At 50.8% G+C, this 17,979-nt stretch carries 15 protein-coding genes; 12 read left to right on the top strand and 3 right to left on the bottom strand.

The window, feature by feature from the left end:
* The first annotated feature begins 81 nt into the window (after nucleotides 1-81).
* From rsxD to ACO6UY_RS08015, 4 genes are all read left to right on the top strand, one after another.
* Entirely contained in the window at nucleotides 82-1,158 is a 1,077-nt protein-coding gene (gene rsxD / locus ACO6UY_RS08030; protein WP_422446926.1) for an electron transport complex subunit RsxD, read from the top strand.
* 3 nt (nucleotides 1,159-1,161) lie between these two features.
* Complete coding sequence (rsxG, locus tag ACO6UY_RS08025) at nucleotides 1,162-1,872, top strand: electron transport complex subunit RsxG (RefSeq protein WP_422489564.1); 711 nt, start codon at nucleotides 1,162-1,164, stop codon at nucleotides 1,870-1,872.
* On the top strand, nucleotides 1,862-2,602 hold the full coding sequence (locus ACO6UY_RS08020; RefSeq protein ID WP_422446930.1) for an electron transport complex subunit E: 741 nt from the start codon (nucleotides 1,862-1,864) through the stop codon (nucleotides 2,600-2,602). Before rsxG ends, ACO6UY_RS08020 begins: the two co-directional genes overlap by 11 nt.
* Before the next feature lie 280 nt (nucleotides 2,603-2,882).
* On the top strand, nucleotides 2,883-4,232 hold the full coding sequence (locus ACO6UY_RS08015) for a hypothetical protein (protein WP_422446932.1): 1,350 nt from the start codon (nucleotides 2,883-2,885) through the stop codon (nucleotides 4,230-4,232).
* A 214-nt stretch (nucleotides 4,233-4,446) separates the two neighbouring features.
* On the opposite strand, the gene ACO6UY_RS08010 is transcribed toward ACO6UY_RS08015, so the two are convergent.
* Nucleotides 4,447-5,175, bottom strand: coding sequence for a hypothetical protein (locus ACO6UY_RS08010; protein WP_422461505.1), 729 nt, complete (start codon nucleotides 5,173-5,175; stop codon nucleotides 4,447-4,449).
* Between the two features lie 336 nt (nucleotides 5,176-5,511).
* Between ACO6UY_RS08010 and ACO6UY_RS08005 the strand changes: the two genes are divergently transcribed.
* The 6 genes from ACO6UY_RS08005 to plsB all read left to right on the top strand — a co-directional run bounded on the left by ACO6UY_RS08005 (nucleotide 5,512) and on the right by plsB (nucleotide 12,702).
* Complete coding sequence (locus tag ACO6UY_RS08005; RefSeq protein ID WP_422446936.1) at nucleotides 5,512-6,324, top strand: DUF3943 domain-containing protein; 813 nt, start codon at nucleotides 5,512-5,514, stop codon at nucleotides 6,322-6,324.
* 89 nt (nucleotides 6,325-6,413) lie between these two features.
* A complete protein-coding gene (nth, locus tag ACO6UY_RS08000; RefSeq protein ID WP_422446938.1) occupies nucleotides 6,414-7,046 on the top strand; it encodes an endonuclease III in 633 nt (210 codons plus the stop codon).
* Nucleotides 7,047-7,079: 33 nt separating this feature from the next.
* Nucleotides 7,080-8,138 carry a beta-N-acetylglucosaminidase domain-containing protein gene (locus tag ACO6UY_RS07995; protein WP_422446940.1) on the top strand — a complete coding sequence of 353 codons (1,059 nt, stop codon included), beginning with the start codon at nucleotides 7,080-7,082 and terminating at the stop codon, nucleotides 8,136-8,138.
* Nucleotides 8,139-8,187: 49 nt separating this feature from the next.
* Complete coding sequence (gene dapE / locus ACO6UY_RS07990) at nucleotides 8,188-9,342, top strand: succinyl-diaminopimelate desuccinylase (RefSeq protein WP_422446942.1); 1,155 nt, start codon at nucleotides 8,188-8,190, stop codon at nucleotides 9,340-9,342.
* A 10-nt stretch (nucleotides 9,343-9,352) separates the two neighbouring features.
* On the top strand, nucleotides 9,353-9,769 hold the full coding sequence (locus ACO6UY_RS07985) for a hypothetical protein (protein WP_422446944.1): 417 nt from the start codon (nucleotides 9,353-9,355) through the stop codon (nucleotides 9,767-9,769).
* A gap of 434 nt (nucleotides 9,770-10,203) precedes the next feature.
* Nucleotides 10,204-12,702 carry a glycerol-3-phosphate 1-O-acyltransferase PlsB gene (gene plsB / locus ACO6UY_RS07980; RefSeq protein ID WP_422446946.1) on the top strand — a complete coding sequence of 833 codons (2,499 nt, stop codon included), beginning with the start codon at nucleotides 10,204-10,206 and terminating at the stop codon, nucleotides 12,700-12,702.
* A gap of 62 nt (nucleotides 12,703-12,764) precedes the next feature.
* Here the strand turns inward: plsB and ACO6UY_RS07975 are convergent, their stop codons facing one another.
* The gene (locus ACO6UY_RS07975) at nucleotides 12,765-13,544 is read right to left on the bottom strand and encodes a class I SAM-dependent methyltransferase (protein WP_422461536.1); all 780 of its coding nucleotides are present in this window, start codon (nucleotides 13,542-13,544) and stop codon (nucleotides 12,765-12,767) included.
* A 327-nt stretch (nucleotides 13,545-13,871) separates the two neighbouring features.
* Between ACO6UY_RS07975 and ACO6UY_RS07970 the strand changes: the two genes are divergently transcribed.
* Complete coding sequence (locus tag ACO6UY_RS07970; protein ID WP_422467792.1) at nucleotides 13,872-14,990, top strand: polyamine ABC transporter substrate-binding protein; 1,119 nt, start codon at nucleotides 13,872-13,874, stop codon at nucleotides 14,988-14,990.
* 285 nt (nucleotides 14,991-15,275) lie between these two features.
* Here the strand turns inward: ACO6UY_RS07970 and ACO6UY_RS07965 are convergent, their stop codons facing one another.
* Nucleotides 15,276-16,628: an NAD(P)/FAD-dependent oxidoreductase gene (locus ACO6UY_RS07965; RefSeq protein WP_422489562.1), complete on the bottom strand. Its 1,353-nt coding sequence runs from the start codon at nucleotides 16,626-16,628 to the stop codon at nucleotides 15,276-15,278.
* Nucleotides 16,629-16,919: 291 nt separating this feature from the next.
* Between ACO6UY_RS07965 and ACO6UY_RS07960 the strand changes: the two genes are divergently transcribed.
* Nucleotides 16,920-17,921: a substrate-binding domain-containing protein gene (locus ACO6UY_RS07960; protein WP_422446956.1), complete on the top strand. Its 1,002-nt coding sequence runs from the start codon at nucleotides 16,920-16,922 to the stop codon at nucleotides 17,919-17,921.
* Nucleotides 17,922-17,979: the final 58 nt, after the last annotated feature.

The raw sequence follows: 17,979 nt of genomic DNA, 5'->3' as shown, positions 1-17,979 counted from the left end.
CTACAGCCACCTTGTTCCCACGCTCTGCGTGGGAGGAAGCCCGGGAAGCATGATAAAGACACAACAGAGCGGAATCGTTGAATGGCCTTGATTAATAGCAGATCGTCCATCAGCCAGCGGGGAAGAGAGACCTCACCCCATGCGCTGGGACAAAACAGCACTCAGCGGGTCATGAGTCTGGTGATCATGGCTACCATCCCCGGTCTGATGGCACAAACGGTCTTTTTTGGCTGGGGCACACTGATCAATGTTATCTGGTGTTCCCTGGTTGCGATGGGCTGCGAAGCGGCCGTGGTATCAATGCGCCAACGGTCCGTGAGCTTCTACCTGAGTGATTGCAGCGCCCTGTTGACCGGTGTACTGCTGGGGCTGGCATTGCCGCCCTTTGCCCCCTGGTGGCTATCACTGGTCGCTGTGTCCTTCGGTATGGTCATTGGCAAACATCTCTATGGTGGCCTGGGTCAGAACCCCTTTAACCCGGCCATGCTGGGCTATGTTGTGGTACTGATTTCGTTTCCCCAGGAAATGACCACCTGGCTGCCACCACTGGGGCTGGAAGGTCATAACAACAGCCTGACCGATGCCCTGTTCACTATTTTCCCCCTGGGCCAGAGTGTTGATGCCATCAGTATGGCCACCCCACTGGATGTGTTGCGCGAAAACAAAAGCCAGACCATCAATGAACTTTGGGAAGCCAACCCGGTATTTGATGGCATGGCTGGTCGTGGCTGGATGTGGGTTAACCTGGCTTATCTGGCCAGCGGCGTCTTTCTGATCTGGCGCAAAGTATTTACCTGGCACGGCCCTGTGGGGATGCTCGCCGCCATTGCCATTATGGCGACCCTGTTCTGGAGTGGTAACGGGTCAGACAGTCATGGTTCCCCGCTGTTTCACCTGTTCAGTGGTGCCACCATGCTGGGTGCTTTTTTTATCATTACGGATCCGGTCAGTGGTGCAACCAGCAACCGTGGACGTCTGATTTTTGGTGCGGGTGTTGGCGTTATGGTCTACGTCATCCGTGCCTGGGGTGGATACCCGGATGGTGTCGCCTTTGCCACGCTGCTGATGAATATGGCGGCCCCCACCATCGACTATTACACTCAGCCACGCACTTATGGCCACCACAAGGCCAATAAAGGCCTGCCAAAGAAGGACTGAATCATGAGTGACGGCCAGATTCCATTAAAAGACACCACCGACAGCAAGACTCCCGGCGGGAACGGTCTGCTGCAAAGCATTTTTCGCAATAGCCTGGGCCTTGGCCTGTTTGCCGTATTTACCGTAGGCCTGATTTCCGTGACCTGGATCATGACTCAGGAACAAATAGAGACACAGGTTCGAGCCTATGAAGCCAAAGCATTGATGGAGATTTTACCGGCCGACACTCACGACAATGTGCTGGTAGATTCGAAAATTATTCTGGAACCATCCCCCCTGCTTTCCAGCCAGGATCAACGTGACGCCTATATTGCCCTGAGTGATGGGGCGGTCTCTGCCGTTATTCTGCCGGTCACCGCACCTGACGGGTATAGCGGGCGAATTGAGCTTTTGGTGGGCATCAACCGCAATGGTACGCTGTCAGGCGTCAGGGCCATCACCCACAAAGAGACACCCGGGCTTGGCGACAAGATCAACAGCAATGTCACCGATTGGATTCTCGGGTTTGCCGGCAAATCCCTGGGCAACCCCTTTAGCGAAGGCTGGGGAGTGAAAAAAGACGGTGGTGAGTTTGACCAGTTTACCGGTGCCACAATAACGCCAAGAGCGGTTGTTGCCGCGGTGTACCGCGCACTGCAATACTTTGAGGCAAACCGCAAGCGATTGCTGGACCCACTCGCCGGTGTCCGCGAGGAGATTCAATATGACAAATGACACTGTGGCGAACAAGAGCACTGCTGGCAGCCAGGCCGCAAAGATTGCCCTGGACGGTCTCTGGAAAAACAATCCGGCACTGGTCCAGCTGTTGGGCCTGTGCCCTCTGCTGGGGGTTTCCAGCAGTGTCGTCAATGCGCTTGGTCTGGGCATAGCCACCATGCTGGTGGTGATGGGCTCCAACGTTGCCGTCTCCCTGATACGACACCAGGTAACCGATGCCATTCGCCTGCCCGTATTTGTGATGATTATTGCTTCTTTCACCACCTGTATCGAACTGCTGATGCAGGCTTATACCTACGAACTCTATCGGATACTGGGTATTTTTATTCCGTTGATTGTCACCAACTGCATCATCCTGGGCCGGGCCGATGCCTTTGCCTCCCGAAACCCGGTGCTGCCTGCCGCTTTTGATGGCTTGATGATGGGTACGGGCTTTGCTGTGATTCTGGTATTGCTGGGGGCACTGCGGGAGCTGATTGGCCAGGGCACGCTGTTCTCCGGCATGGACCTGCTGCTGGGCTCCATTGCCGCTGACTGGACCATTACGGTGATTGCCAACTATAAACAGTTCCTGTTTGCCATTCTTCCCCCGGGTGCCTTTGTCTTTATGGGCTTTTTGATTGCCATTAAAAATATTATTGATCGTCGCCTGGAAGAAAGAAGGAAAAGCCTGCAACCAGTAACTGCAAAAGTAAGCAAACGGGTCAGGGTTACCGGTAATGTTTGAATATTCTTAAGTAGCTGGCCATATGAAATCATATATTTCTGGCTACTTGGGCAGGTGCTATGCGAGGCACAACGGAGGGAGCATAGCCGTAGCTATGTGACCGGAGTTGTAACGAAGCAGAGTGCCTGAACAAGGAGTCAGAAATATATGATTTCATATGGTTAGCTACTTAACGCCGACACAGGAACTTATTCTCTGATTTCCTGTCTATTGAATCAGAATTGGTAAACCTTTTTTGATTTGCCAGACAGGCCCCCATTAAACCAGAGGAAATTCTGTAATGTTATCTGTTCAATCGACTCCCCCGCCCTTGCAATCAACACCAACAGGCAATGAAAAAGCGGTTAAAGACGTGGAGGTGAGCAGATCAACTCAGCCTGTTGAACTGACACAACTCCAGAAATGCATCCTGGACAACCAGCGCTTTATCCTCGATACAGTAAATCTGGTTAAAGTTATGAACAAAGTCTTTGGAAAAAAGGAACCAGACGCCTCGCTACGAATGCCAGACAATTTCGATGCACTGCCGGAGCCAAAAAAGTACGAAAGTCTGATTAAGCTTGTCAGGCAACTTGACGTCTATTTCCACCAAAGCCCTATTCTCAGGGAAGAGCAGGGAAAAATAGTGGAGCGCTGGAATGCCATAGAGCAAACTGAAGTCATTGAAAACCTGAGTGACGCTGCCAAAAATGAGCTACGGTCAGCACTTAAGCCCTTAAGGACTGCTGACTCAGAGCCCCTTGAGTTTACTGATCAATCAGTTCTTCTTTTTCCGGGAGCGGCTATCCCTAGAATGCACCTTCGTCCTAATTTCGCTATTGCACAAAACAGCGACAATAAACTGCCCGGACTGCTGCTCTGTAACGGTTCTTCAAGGACTTTGGGCGACGTCGACGAGCTTCAGGATGTTGCTAGCAATGATCGTCTGTATAAGCGCATGGGTGAGCTGGTTAAAGAGTTTAAAACTACCCTGGGATCCACTGCCACAGAAACTCACGCCCAAATGGCTCTTATGGACATGCTCCGTATGGCTGACCAGAAAAGCGATCAGAAAAGTGAGGAGATAAGCGAGGAGATAAGTGAGGAGAAAAGCGACCAGAAAAGTCAGCAGACATGCTTTCTGAACAAACAAACCATCTATGTAACTTATACCGGAAAAGTTCAATTCTTTCAGCAATCTCTCCAGGAAGATGGCAAATACACGCTCAACCTCAATGAGAAAAATATCATCACTGGCAGAGCAAACACCGAAGGAACGATAGTGTCTGCCTTAAATGCCCTGGAACTACTGCCTGGAGCCACTCCCGGAGACATCGTTCTGGTCAGCAACCAGCCCCATATACGTGCCCAGCAAATTGCCACAGAACGCGTGGTTGCCAATAGAGGGTACAACAATGACTACTCTCCAATAACCATCCGTGCCTGTGGTGACGAGTGTTCGCTGACAAGCTCTAAAGATTTGTTCCTTGCCATCGACTCAACCAGAAAGGCAATCCAGTTGTTAAATCCGGAATATCATGTGACAACTAATTGGGTTAAAGCCCCGGAATGGAAGCTGTTTGAATCCAGGAAAGCCGGTGAATGGCAGCTCTATAAGCCTGAGCTACCGCCACTGGAACTGTTGGTTTAGGCTTTCTTCGCAGGGTGGCTTGCTGATGTTATGCCAACCTGCGAACGTCCCTAGGAGCCTGTCGGACTTAAGCGTCCGTAGCGAGGATTGAGAGAAATTGAGGATAAAAATTTCTGCTTCTGAGGAGAATAGCGGGGCTATTTGACGAAAAAGCAGGAATTTTTAGACCAATTTATCGCAACCACAGTAGGACAGTCTTAAGTCCGACAGGCTCCTAAAAATCCACATCAAGATGATAGCTGTCAATCAATTTCTGAATTTGATTATCCAGTTTTTTCTGATGATTTATAAAGGCACCCTGCCTATTCTGATGCTCTGTTAACAGGCCATCACTATCAGCATAAAAGGCTTCTGCCCTGGTTAATCCGTTATACAGAGGATGATATTCACGACTTGCCCGTTCAGCAGAAAAATAGAACGCATAGGTTTGCGATACCAGAATCGAGCCTCTATCCATAACCCGGGCGGTGATAACAACTTCTGTATCGGTATCTGAAATCGGGTTTATGGTTCTTGGTCGAATCATTGTCAGGGGTTCCATTTTTAAATGAGCAAGCTGATCTGAATAGACAGAACCAAATTCCTTTATCTCCCACAACTGGTCGATATCCCCTCCCTCAGAGTACACGGTCCCCCTGCCATTCGACCGGGTTCGAACATCAACATCAAGCTCAATCATGTTGAAGGCATTGGTTGGCGCCCTCACGTTTGCACCGGATTTTTTCAATGAAACTGACAGCTGTTTTTCCAGATATCGGGCAACACCTGAAGCGGCATGTTTTTTATCAACATAAACGGAATCTGATCCAAGACGTCCTCTGGCGATGAGGCTTTCGGCAAGCTGGTTGGCAATAACATTCCAATATTGAGTAAATGGAACAGGCTCATATTCCGGTGAGGATACTGCCAGCAACCTGGTTGAAGGAAATAGTCCACCGATCATTAATAAACCTGTAACCACTGACAGGTATAACTGCTTATTAAACACGATACATCCCTATACTGCTTTTTTATTTCAATGTAGCATGTGCAACCTTATTCGTGTTCAGGTTGCCTGAACCACTGCTCTGAACAAAGTCAGAAATCCGGCATGACAAAATAAGAGCCTGATTTATCAGCCCGATAAAACTGGAAATAATGATAAACCTCAATCGATTATTGACAGAATTCGCTATAGAATCCCCCTCTTTTGTCCAGAACAGGGGTAATGACCTGAATGGATAACCCGTTTTTGGGTGGTTTCTGCGCCACCCCCCAGCCATCTCATGAATAAAAGACGATGCTTAACCAGATATTGCCAGTTTTTTTATCTGGCCTGATCATGCTTTCCGGCTTTGTCCAGGCCAACGCCACAGCTCCTGCTGTCCCATCAGTGGCGGAGCCAGACGCTGAGTTCACCCTATCTGAAGAGCGCTCCCCATGGGCAATAACCCTGTTCGATGACAATCCTCAGGAGAATCAGGCACGTCTCTGGTCCCAGACAAAACTCATGTTCGGTCTGGGCGTTGGTGTGATTGGAGCCCTGGCCGTTATGCCGGAGTCCTTTACCAACTGGGATAAGTCTGACATGAAACAGTTCCACAAAAAGTGGTGGGATAATGTCAGTTCAGGCCCGGTGATGGATGAAGATGACTTTTTCCTTAACTACGTAACACACCCTTACTTCGGTGGTGTTTACTACATCGTTGCACGGGAGTCTGGTTACAACCAGTGGAACTCCTTTGTCTACTCCTTCCTGATGTCCACCTTCTACTGGGAGTACGGTATCGAAGCCATCGCTGAAGTGCCTTCCATTCAGGATATTATCGTAACGCCCATTGGTGGCTGGCTATACGGCGAATGGGCTTACCAGAAGAAGCGCTCGATTGTCGACAATGATGGCCTGGTATGGGGCTCTGCCGGCCTGGGCTCCACGGCACTGTTTTTCCTGGATCCGGTCGACAGTATTGACCAGTGGATCAATGGTGACCGTGAACAGCCCGTTATGGAAGACTTTGATATCCGTCTGACATTTGCTCCAACCTTTTATCAGGTAGAGAATCAGGATGAAAACCGGAACTATTTCGGTCTGGTTATGACATTCCGGATCTAACCCTTTCATGATCAGAAACAGGGCATTCCAGCCCTGTTTTGCATTAAAATAAGCACAAACTGATTTTTATACTTTTTACTGGTCAAAGGATGAACAAGGAAAAGCGCACACAGATTTTTACCCGGTTTCGGGACGCTAACCCCAACCCAACGACCGAGCTAAACTACAGTACACCTTTTGAACTGCTTGTCGCGGTGATACTGTCTGCCCAGGCCACCGATGTAGGGGTCAACAAAGCCACCGATAAACTTTACCCGGTTGCCAATACCCCTGAGGCAATACTTGCCCTGGGTGTTGATGGCCTGAAGGAGTACATCAAAACCATCGGGTTATTCAATGCCAAGGCAGAAAACGTTATCAAAACCTGTCAGATGCTGATGGATAAACACAATAGCGTGGTACCCGATAACCGGAAAGATCTTGAAGCACTTCCCGGCGTTGGAAGAAAAACGGCTAACGTCGTTTTAAATACCGCCTTTCATCAGCCCACCATGGCGGTGGACACCCATATTTTCCGGGTATCCAACCGAACAGGCATTGCCCCCGGCAAGGATGTTCTGGAAGTGGAAAAACGGCTGGTCAGGCTGGTTCCCAAAGAGTTTCTGATGGATGCCCACCACTGGCTGATCCTCCATGGCCGTTATGTGTGTAAAGCAAGAAAGCCACAATGTGGTAGCTGCATTATTGAAGACCTTTGTGAATTCAAGCAGAAAACGTCTTAGTCTGACTCACTTTAAACAGGGAAATATCCGCTCATGGCATTCCACTATGGCGTAATAGAAGGGCTGTATGATCAGGAAAACCAGTGGTCCTGGGAGTCCAGGAATGCCTATGCCAGTTTCTGTGCAAGGAAAGGTTTCAATTTCTATATCTACGCACCAAAGAATGATCCTTATCTGCGCGAACAATGGGATCAGCCCTGGCCAGAGCAGGATTTCCACCACCTGAACACACTGGGTTTGTCGCTCAAACAAAACAATGTGCGTTTTGGTATCGGACTCACGCCGTTTAATGTACGGGAACTGAACCAGAAAAGTCGCCAACAGCTGAAACAGAAAATCGCCAGCATCAATCAACTGAATCCACAGATTCTCTGCATTCTCTTTGATGATTTCAGTAACAACATTGATGACCTGGCAAAAACCCAGGCTGACATTGCCGAATTTATCGCCGCAGAAAGCACCGCGACCCAATTTATTGTCGCAGGCACCTACTACTCAAAAGACCCGTTATTGCAGAGAGTCTACGGCACAATGCCCAAAGGCTACTGGTCTGATCTGGGCCAATGCCTGGACCCACAGTTTGATATTTTCTGGACAGGCGACCACGTTATTTCCCTTGGCTACGACCAGTCAGGCTTGCAGGAAATGACGGACCACTTCCAACGCAAACCGTTCCTCTGGGACAACTACCCGGTCAATGATACCGAATGGCTGAAACACCGGCTCAGACTCTATACCTTCACCGGCCGCCCATGGCAAATCAGCGACTGGTGTCGTGGCCATGCCGTCAACCCGATGATCCAGCCCTGGCTATCGATGATATCGCTGGCCACTCTGGCTGACCTATACCAGCAGCAAGACCGGTTTGATGGCCATGCCAGCTTCAGGAAGGCAGTGGTTGATCTTTGCGGTCAAGCGCTGGCATCGGCCATTGAAGACAACCTGCTCTATTTTACCGAAGAAGGCACGTTGAACTTTTCCGATTTCACCCGCAAACGCCTGGAAAACACCTTTTCGGCGTTTCAGTCCGACACAGAGCAGCCTTACGTCCGGGAAATTCTCACATGGTTGCAGTCCGGTGAAAAATGCTAGACTGCATTGCAATTGCTGCCAACTATCCGATTTCTTTCCAGAACAATAAATGACCGATTCCCTGACTATGACCTCCAAAACCCTGCAACTGGCCATGGACCTGATCAGCCGCGCTTCCGTCACTCCTGAAGATGCGGGCTGCCAGGAACTGATGATCAGCCGACTTGAGCCACTGGGCTTCAAGGTTGAGCGACTCCGCTTCGGTGAGGTCGATAATATCTGGCTGCGCAGAGGCGACCAGAGCCCGGTGCTCGCCTTTGCCGGACATACCGATGTGGTGCCCACCGGCCCGAAAGGGAAGTGGGACAACCCTCCGTTTCAGCCAGACATCATCGACGGCATGCTGCACGGCCGTGGAGCCGCCGACATGAAAGGCAGCCTTGCCGCCATGGTCACCGCCTGCGAAGACTTTCTGGCAGAACACGCTGACCATAAAGGGTCCATTGCCTTTCTGATTACCAGCGATGAAGAAGGCCCCGCCAAAAACGGTACGGTAAAAGTGGTTGAGCACCTTGAGGCTCGAAACGAGAAAATCGACTGGTGCCTGATTGGCGAGCCATCCAGCACCAACCAGGTGGGAGATGTGGTGAAAAATGGCCGCCGTGGCTCACTCCATGGCCACCTTACGGTCAAAGGTATTCAAGGACATGTCGCCTATCCTCACCTGGCCAGAAACCCGGTACATCAAGTAGCCCCGGCCATTGCCGATCTGACCGGCGAAGTCTGGGATGAAGGCAATGAATTCTTTCCGCCCACCAGCCTCCAGATCTGGCAAATTCAGGCCGGTACCGGTGCCAGCAATATCATTCCCGGCGAGTGCCAGGTGAATTTCAACTTCCGGTTTTCTTCAGAGGTCACGGCTGAGCAGCTTCAGGAAAGAGTCACCGCGATTCTGGACCATCATCAGCTGGAGTACGATATTGACTGGTACCTGAGCGGTCAGCCGTTTTTAACCCACCCTGGGGCCCTGGTCAATGCCGTTCAGCAAGCGATACGGGACGTTACCGGCATGGAGGTGGAGCTATCAACCTCCGGCGGTACCTCCGATGGTCGTTTCATCGCGCCTACTGGTGCCCAGGTGGTAGAGCTTGGCCCGGTTAATGCCACCATCCATAAAGTGAATGAGTGCGTTAACGCGGAAGATCTTGATACCCTGCAGGAAATCTATACGGGTATACTTAAGCATTTGCTAGCTGAAAAGTGACGTTTCTCCAATGAGCAGTCTTGATCCATCAAAAGCTGACGCAACCGAAGTCGACGACATTGAAGTGTATGCCAGCGGTCTCTCCCTGGAGGCTATTACCGACTGGCTGAACGATACCTTTGATACCGTTGTGACAGTGAACAGCGGCAAAGTGGTGCATGATATGGAAGTCACCCGCCTGGACAACACCATTCCGGTGATGATTGTTGAAAACGCTGTTGGCAAAGCCTGGACCAGCATCTGGTTTAAAACCACGGGCACCCCCTGGCAGGATGACACCCAATGCGCAAGAAGCCTTCAGGCCTATGGTCAATGCCGGGTTCGCTGTAACTCCGGCCCCTGGCAGGAAGGAGCTGATATGGATGAATGGTGGCAACTGGATGAACACGGCCAGGAAAAGCTGATCAAGTGGCCTAACGCTTCATAACCGGAAAGCAGCCTGGGAGCCTGTCCGAGAATAGGCTGCCCTACTGCGGTGGCAGCAAATTGGTCTAAAAATTCCGTTTTGTTCGGCAAATAGCCCCGCTATTCACCTCACAAAACGAAATTTTTATCCTCAATTTACTGCTATCCTCGCTACGGGCGCTATTCTCGGACAGGCTCCTAGCTGCTTTTTCAGGGGAGAAAACAGGATAACCGTCTACTGAGCCATACTATCAAACGGAGAGTGGTTCCTGACACCGAAGCTCCGTAACTTTTGCGCAACACCACGTAATCAGGCTAGAATGCCCGATTAACTCATCAGCGACTTGAGAGCTACCATTGAATCTCAAGCCATGAGGCCTGTACCGGTTTACCGGTACCAGTCTTCTGACGTTTCTTATCTCCTTTACTGACGGATGCAGGCCAAGAGCCAGTTCCATGCTGAAGCCCATTACCCTGAATCGCTATGTTTTTCATAGCCTGAGAAAACTCCTCTCCACGTGGGTGCGTACCACGGTTGAAAACAACAACCCTGAAGCTTTGCACCTGCAGACCGGAAAACCGGTGGTCTATGTTATGCACCAGCGCTCCCTGACGGACCTGATGGTGCTGGAAGGTGAGTGCATAAAAGCAGGTCTGCCCCGCCCTTACAACCCCATTGTCGCTGACCAGCCACAGAGCAAAGCGCATTTTTTTCTTAGCCAGCACGAAGGCCTGATTCTCCAGAGAGAACGGCCAGAGCCCCCGGAACTGCTGGAAGCGCTGGTCAGGCAGGTTGAAGCAAAGCATCAGGATGTCCAGCTCGTTCCCGTTACCATTATCTGGGGACGCTCACCGGAAAAAGAACAGTCCGCCTTTAAACTGCTGTTTGACTGGAACTTCAGCCTTGGCGGACGTTTCCGGAAGTTTCTGGCAACCCTGCTGCACGGCCGACAGACCATGGTGTCTTTCAGCCCTGCCTTATCACTGCAGGAAATCATGGGTGACAGTAACAACCATGCCCGCAGTGTGCGCAAGGTCAACCGGATTCTCCGGGTGCATTTCCGCCAGAAAAAAGCATCGGTTCTGGGGCCGGATCTCTCCCACCGTCGTATGCTGGTCAACAGCCTGATTCATACGCCCAGGATTCAGAAAGCCATTGCAGCAGAAGCTGCGGCTCAGGAAATCACTCTGGTAGAAGCCGAAGCAAAAGCCCGGAAGTATGCCAATGAAATCGCTTCTGACTTCTCCATGCCCGTGATCCGCTTCCTGGATATTATCCTGACCTGGTTCTGGAACAAGCTATACAGCGGCGTAAAAATCAATCATGTCGAGCCCCTGAAGGCGCTGGCACATAGCCATACGATTGTTTATGTGCCCTGCCATCGAAGCCATATCGATTACCTGCTACTGTCGTACGTTCTGTACTATGAAGGTCTGCCACCGCCCCATATTGCTGCGGGCATTAACCTGAATATGCCGTTGGTTGGCACCATTCTGCGCAAGGGCGGTGCCTTTTTCATGCGCAGAACGTTCCGTGGCAACCCGCTTTACAGCATGGTCTTCCATGAATACATGTACACACTGACCAGTAAAGGCTTTGCTACCGAGTATTTCATTGAAGGCGGCCGCTCAAGAACCGGCCGCACCCTGACACCAAAAACCGGCATGCTCTCCATTACCGTCCGCAGTTTCCTGCGTGACCATCGCAAGCCGCTGGCGTTTGTTCCGGTCTATATCGGTTATGAAAAACTGTTGGAAATGGCCAGCTACCTGGGCGAACTCCGGGGTAAAGCCAAGAAAAGTGAGTCACCTCTGGATATAGTTCGCACACTGGCGGCCCTGAGAAATGAGTTTGGCAAGGCGTGGATCACTTTTGGGGAACCACTGGACCTGGGCTCCTTCCTGAATTCACAGGTACCCAACTGGAAAGAAAGCTCAGGTGCCAATGACAAACCGGCATGGCTGGAAAAAACCACCTCAAACCTGGGCGATACGCTGGCTGGCAGAATCAATGCGGCAGCGGTCATCAATCCGGTCAACCTGGTCGCCATTGCCCTGCTTTCCTCACCCAGGCATGCACTGGGTGAAGAGGAGCTGATTCGCCAGCTGGATGGCTATACACGTCTACTGTCCATGGTTCCCTACAGTGACCGGACAGCAATGACCGATCTGGATGCCCGCAGCATGATTCACTATGTGGAAAACCTGCAGCTGATCCAGAGAAAGACCGATGCGCTGGGCGATATCATCAGCATGGATGAGAAAACAGCCATTGCCATGACCTATTATCGCAACAATGTGCTGCATATTTTTGCCATCCCGTCCCTGATCAGCTGTTTCTTTGTGAACTGTGCCAGCATCACCAGAAAAGAGATTCTGCGCATCAGTGCGGTTCTCTACCCTTACCTGCAGGCAGAACTGTTCCTGCAATGGACGCAACACGAAGCGCTGGCCGTGGTGCAAAAATGGCTGGATTGTCTGGTTGCAGAAGGACTGATTACCCATGGTCAGGATGATGATGGCGAAGCGTGTTATTTCCAGCCGGACCCTGCCACCGCCGAATACATCATGTTGAATGTTTTCTCACGCTCCATTGTCCAGACACTGGAACGCTTCTATATGGTGATCAGCCTGCTCCTGCGCAATGGCAGTGGCAATATTGAAGCAGAAGCCCTGGAACATCAGAGTGGGGTGCTGGCACAGCGCCTGTCGATCATTCATGGTCTTAATGCGCCGGAGTTTTTTGATAAATCACTGTTCCGTGGCTTTATTGCCCAGATGCGCTATCACGGTGTATTGGAGATCACGCAAACCAATAAACTGGTGTTTGGCGATGATATTCAGAAAGTGGCTGATCAGGCGCACACCCTGTTAACCACTGAAATACGACACAGTATCAACCAGACCAGTCGATACGGAGTCAGTAACGGTCCGGGGGAAAAATCCACACCCTGAACAGCGGGTAAAACGCACGATAACCGTGGTCACACCATGACCACGGTTATCATTAGATCTGATTACCCGGAAAATGCCTTCAGGGCATAGATATCATAGCGGCAGGCTTTCCCTTCCAGCCGGTAGGTGGGAGCCTGGCCATTAAGATCCGGTGCCAGCCTTGGCCTTTTCACAACAACGCGATACCGTGCAAGATCCAGTGCCGGTTGCAGCAACTGATCCGCATCCGGATCATCCCCCAGCAGATCCTGAAACAGCCGCATCTCTTTTTTGACCAAGGCCGACTTTTCCCGATGAGGAAACATCGGATCCAGATAAACAACATCGTACTTATTGTCCGATGCCTGCATCAGCTCAATGGCATTACCGGGCAAAAGCGACATCTGTTGTGCAATGGGCGCAACATCACTATCGCCGAGTGCCCGGCGCAAACCATCTGCCAAAAGGGCTGCCACCACCGGTGACCGTTCAATCAGGGTGACATTGCACCCCAGGCTGCCCAGCACAAACGCATCCCGACCCAATCCACCGGTTGCATCGAGCACCGATGGTTTGACGCCTTTATTCAGACCCACGGCCTTGGCGATATCCTGCCCTTTGCCACCACCAAACTTGCGTCGATGCCCTGCCTTGCCACCGACAAAATCAACGACAATCGGCTTCTCTTTCGATCCCGCACGCTGAACCGCCAGCGCTCCGGATGCATCAAAAGCCACCAGAGCGCCTTCATCAACGTCTTGAAGACGGTGACTAAAGCCGGTATTCAGCTGTGCGGCAAGGCCTTCAAGCAAAGCCTGAATGGCAGGGTGATCAGAAGCAAGAAGAAATAGCGGGGTAGACATCTGTGCAAAAGAAATAAGCCATGGGGTGGCAGAATCTAACACCTCCAGAGCAGCCGTTGCAATCTATGCACATCAGCGATATGTTCCGGGAGCCTGTGCAGGTTCACTCAGTCATAGGTTTTTACCGCTATTTCATACAGCAACGATGGATTTCCCATAACCTTGTTGCTATCTTCCGCAGCTTCATTTTCATCAACCTGATGACTGGGGGTGTAGCGACTCCGTTGAGTCACTACTGATTATTAAAAAAATGCCATCAAAGAGTAACTGGCTCCAACTGACCGGAGTACCAGGAGGCTCACCCATGGCTTGCTGTAAGGATTCACCATGATCAGACATCTGGGGAAATCTGTATCCACTCTTGTAATCGCTGCTTCTCTCACCATAGCGCCTGCATTTGCCACAACGGCCAATGAAGGACAGAGAACGCTTAATATCTACAACTGGTCGGATTATATCGCCGAAGACACCATAGCCAACTTTGAAAAAGAGACTGGTATCAAGGTTCATTACGATGTCTTTGACAGCAATGAAGTCCTGGAAGCCAAATTGCTTTCAGGAAAAACCGGCTATGACATCGTCGCACCATCAGCAGACTTTCTGCTTCACCAGATCAAAGCCGGGGTATACCAGCCGCTGGATAAAGAAAAGCTGCCCAACTGGAAGCACCTGGACGCTGAGTTGATGATCTTGATGGAAACCTACGACCCGGATAACCGGTACTCGTTTCCCTATCTGTGGGGCACCACGGGCATCGGTTATAACCCGGAGCGGGTGAAAGCGCAGTTGGGGAAAGATGCTCCCATCAACAGCTGGAGCCTGATCTTTGATGAAAAGTATATCAGCAAGCTCAGTCAGTGTGGTGTTGCGTTCCTGAATGCACCAACCGATGTGATTCCAGCGGCACTGAGTTATCTGGGACTTGACCCGAACTCGACCAACAGAGCGGATTACGCCAAAGCCGAAGCACTGCTGATGAAAGTTCGTCCCTACGTCACTTACTTTCACTCTTCCCGCTCAATTTCCGACCTGGCCAATGGTGATATCTGTGTCGCCATGGGCTGGTCCGGGGATATTTTGCAGGCAGCAGACCGTGCTGATGAAGCGGACAATGGTGTAACCGTAAAGTATATGATCCCTGATGAGGGTGCTGGCCTGTGGTTTGATGCCGTAGCTATCCCCAAGGATGCCAGAAACCCTGAAGAGGCCCATATCTTTCTGAACTACCTGCTGCGTCCCGATGTGATCGCCAACATCACTGACTATGTGGCTTATGCCAACCCGAATAAATCCGCCACAACATTAGTGGACGACGATATTCGTGAGAACCCTGGCATCTATCCAACCGCTGAGGCAAAAAAACGGTTATTTGTCTTTAAGGTTCTGCCTTCCAGAATTAACCGTCAGGTCAACCGCCTGTTTACCAAACTGACATCCGGTCAATAAAAGCGGCAAGGGCAAGAAAGAGTGTACTCTTCCTTGCCCTTGACATATCACAGCATCGATATGATGGATCGGAACACGGACCCGGAGAGGCCAGCATAGTCCGTTAGAAAGAAGCCAAAGCCCCAGTTAATAATTGCAGTCACGGAAGACCTCCTGTTTATGAAAACAAAAACATGAAAACATGGTGTCGCCCGCTAATAGACAAAGGAACATCCATTTTGTTCACTTCATCATCAAAATTATTTCACATCAGCCAACCAAAAAACGCTGACTGACGTAAATCCATCAGCCTCCCAGAGAATCTTCAAGCTCTGCTTTCCAGATGGCCATGGCCAATGCCGGTACACGAAGGACTTTTGGCGTTGGTATCCACTTGTGGCGAATGCGGGAAAACACATCAAATCGCTCAGACATCCCCGCCATTGCTTCCGCAACCACACGCCCGGCAATATTGGTCAGTGCTACACCATGCCCCGTATAGCCATGTGCCGTGTAAATATCATTTCCAAGATGCTCAATATGCGGCATATATTCCCGGGTAACCGCAAACAAACCACCCCAGTGATACTCCATTTTCACATCATCAAGCTGTGGAAAGACCTTCAGCATCCGCTGACGCAGGCGCTCTTTGGAGTCACTGTATTCGCCATTGAACGGATGATTAACGCCACCAAACAGAATTCGGCCATCAACAGTAGGACGGAAATAGTCAAGACTGTTGTTTAAGTCAGACATGGCCATTTTGTTGCTAATAGGCTGTCGTTTACCCAACGGTTCGGTAACGGCAATATACGAGGCCACCGGCAATACTTTGCTTTCCGCTTTCCGGTTAAGACCGTCGATGTAAGCGTTACAGGCCAGCAGAACCTGCTTCGCCTTGACACTGCCCTGCTCCGTCAGTATCCGGTTTGGACTGCCTTTGACCAGTTTGATCGCCTTGCTCTGCTCGAATACGCGAGTGCCCAGCTCGATCGCTGCGCGGGCCAGGCCCAGGGTGTAGTTGAGGGGGTGCATGTGGCCACTGTTGGTATCGAACAGTCCACCGAGGTACTTCTCGGTTGAGGTCACTTTCCTGATTTTGTCCCGATCCCACCAGGTAACGCTGGGGTAGTTATAACGGGTCTGCTTCAGCTCCAGCCAGGACTTCAGCTCTTTTACCTGACTTGGCTTGATGGCCAATTCGATATAGTTCTGCTGGAAATCACAGTCGATATTGAACTCACGGATACGATCACGAACGATATCCAGCGACTCACAGGAGAGATCCCACAACTGCTTTCCCCACTGCGGACCAAAGGTTTCATCCACCTCACGCAGCCCCAGACAGTAGCCCGCCAGACACTGTCCGCCATTGCGCCCGGAAGCGGCCCAGGAAATACGACCAGATTCCAGCAGCACCACATCAAAGCCCCGCTTGCGCAGTTCAATGGCCGCATTAAATCCGGTCATGCCTCCACCGATGATGCACACATCCGCAGTGATGTCTCCACTCAGCACCGGCTGAAGTTCCAGTGAATGCCCGGTGACCTGATAATAGGAATCGATATATTCGCCAGCTTGGCTCATTCCAGTTGCCCACTCATTGTCAAAAAACTGAACGTCAATAACGCAGAGCCCTGAGCGATGCAAACCAACCATTACACACTCATCGTCAGTCTCTGATTATGGCAGTATGGCTTGATCACCATAAGCGGCGTGGATTATCAGGCGGATATACGATGCTGGCAATAAGTACCCGACTGCATAAAACGGTAATTATCCTACGCATGGAACGAGACACTCTCGATCTGACTGGCAATAACGCCCGGAAACTGCGCTTGTCCCGCCCATAACCGAACCCGAATATACGTGACCTTAATTTCCACTTCCCCCCCCCGGCCTCTGCCGCTACGATATCGCCAGCCAAGGTCATAAACACATGAATTATTTATGGTTTCAATAAAAGATGTTGCCAGGGAAGCTAATGTTTCTACGGCAACCGTTTCACGGGTAGTCAATCGCTCCCCCAACACCAGTAACGAAGTGGTGCAACGGGTCTGGCAAACCATTCGGAAGCTGGGTTATCGTCCGGTGATTGGACGACAGTCGGCAACCACTATCGGTGCGGTGGTGTCTGATGTTTCAGAACCCTTCTTTGGCCAGATGTTGAAAGGCATTGATCAGGTTGCCAGAAACCACAACAAACAGCTGTTGATCCACAATGGCCACTACAGCGAACCAACCGAGCATCAGGCTATTGAGCGACTGATCGGTCACTGCGAGTCGGCCATTGTACACAGCAAATGGTTGTCCGATGAAACACTGATAGACTTTGCCAGCCAAATCCCCGGTTTAGTGCTGATTAATCGTTACATTGAGCCCATTGCTGAGCGCTGCATCGCTCTGGACAATGTTCAGGGAGGCTACATTGCTACCCGACATCTTCTGAATAAAGGTCATCAACAGATTGGCTATTTATGTTCAGACCAATTTATCGATGACGCGCAAGATCGTCTTAAAGGTCACCACAAAGCCATGGCAGAAGCGGACATTCCTGTTGATGAACGTTATATTGCCGCCTGCCCACCCACCGAAAATGGCGGGCGACTGGGGGTTTATGACTTACTGGCAAAAGACTTACCACTGACAGCCATTATCACCTACAACGATATCATGGCCGCTGGCGCGCTGTTTGGCCTGCAGGAAAACGGCCTGCACTGTCCGCAGGACATCTCTGTCGTTGGCTATGATGATCTGGTCATTGCCCGTTATCTGCACCCGAAACTGTCCACTGTCCGTTACCCCATTGCCGTTATGGCTGAACAGGCGGCACGACTGGCCATCAGCCTGAGCGATAAGAACAGGGCAAAGGTAACAGGCCAGATAATGATGCCGACTTTTGTTGAACGCAGCAGTGTGCAAGCACTAAACCGGTATCAACAAACAGACTGACACCAGAAAATGTAACAGTTACATAAGTTTGAGCTGGATCAACACTTTTTCCCGCCTT

Source organism: Endozoicomonas sp. ALE010 (genome assembly GCF_049310165.1).
In the GTDB taxonomy this organism is placed as follows: domain Bacteria; phylum Pseudomonadota; class Gammaproteobacteria; order Pseudomonadales; family Endozoicomonadaceae; genus Endozoicomonas.
This window is presented reverse-complemented; position numbering and strand designations above follow the sequence as displayed.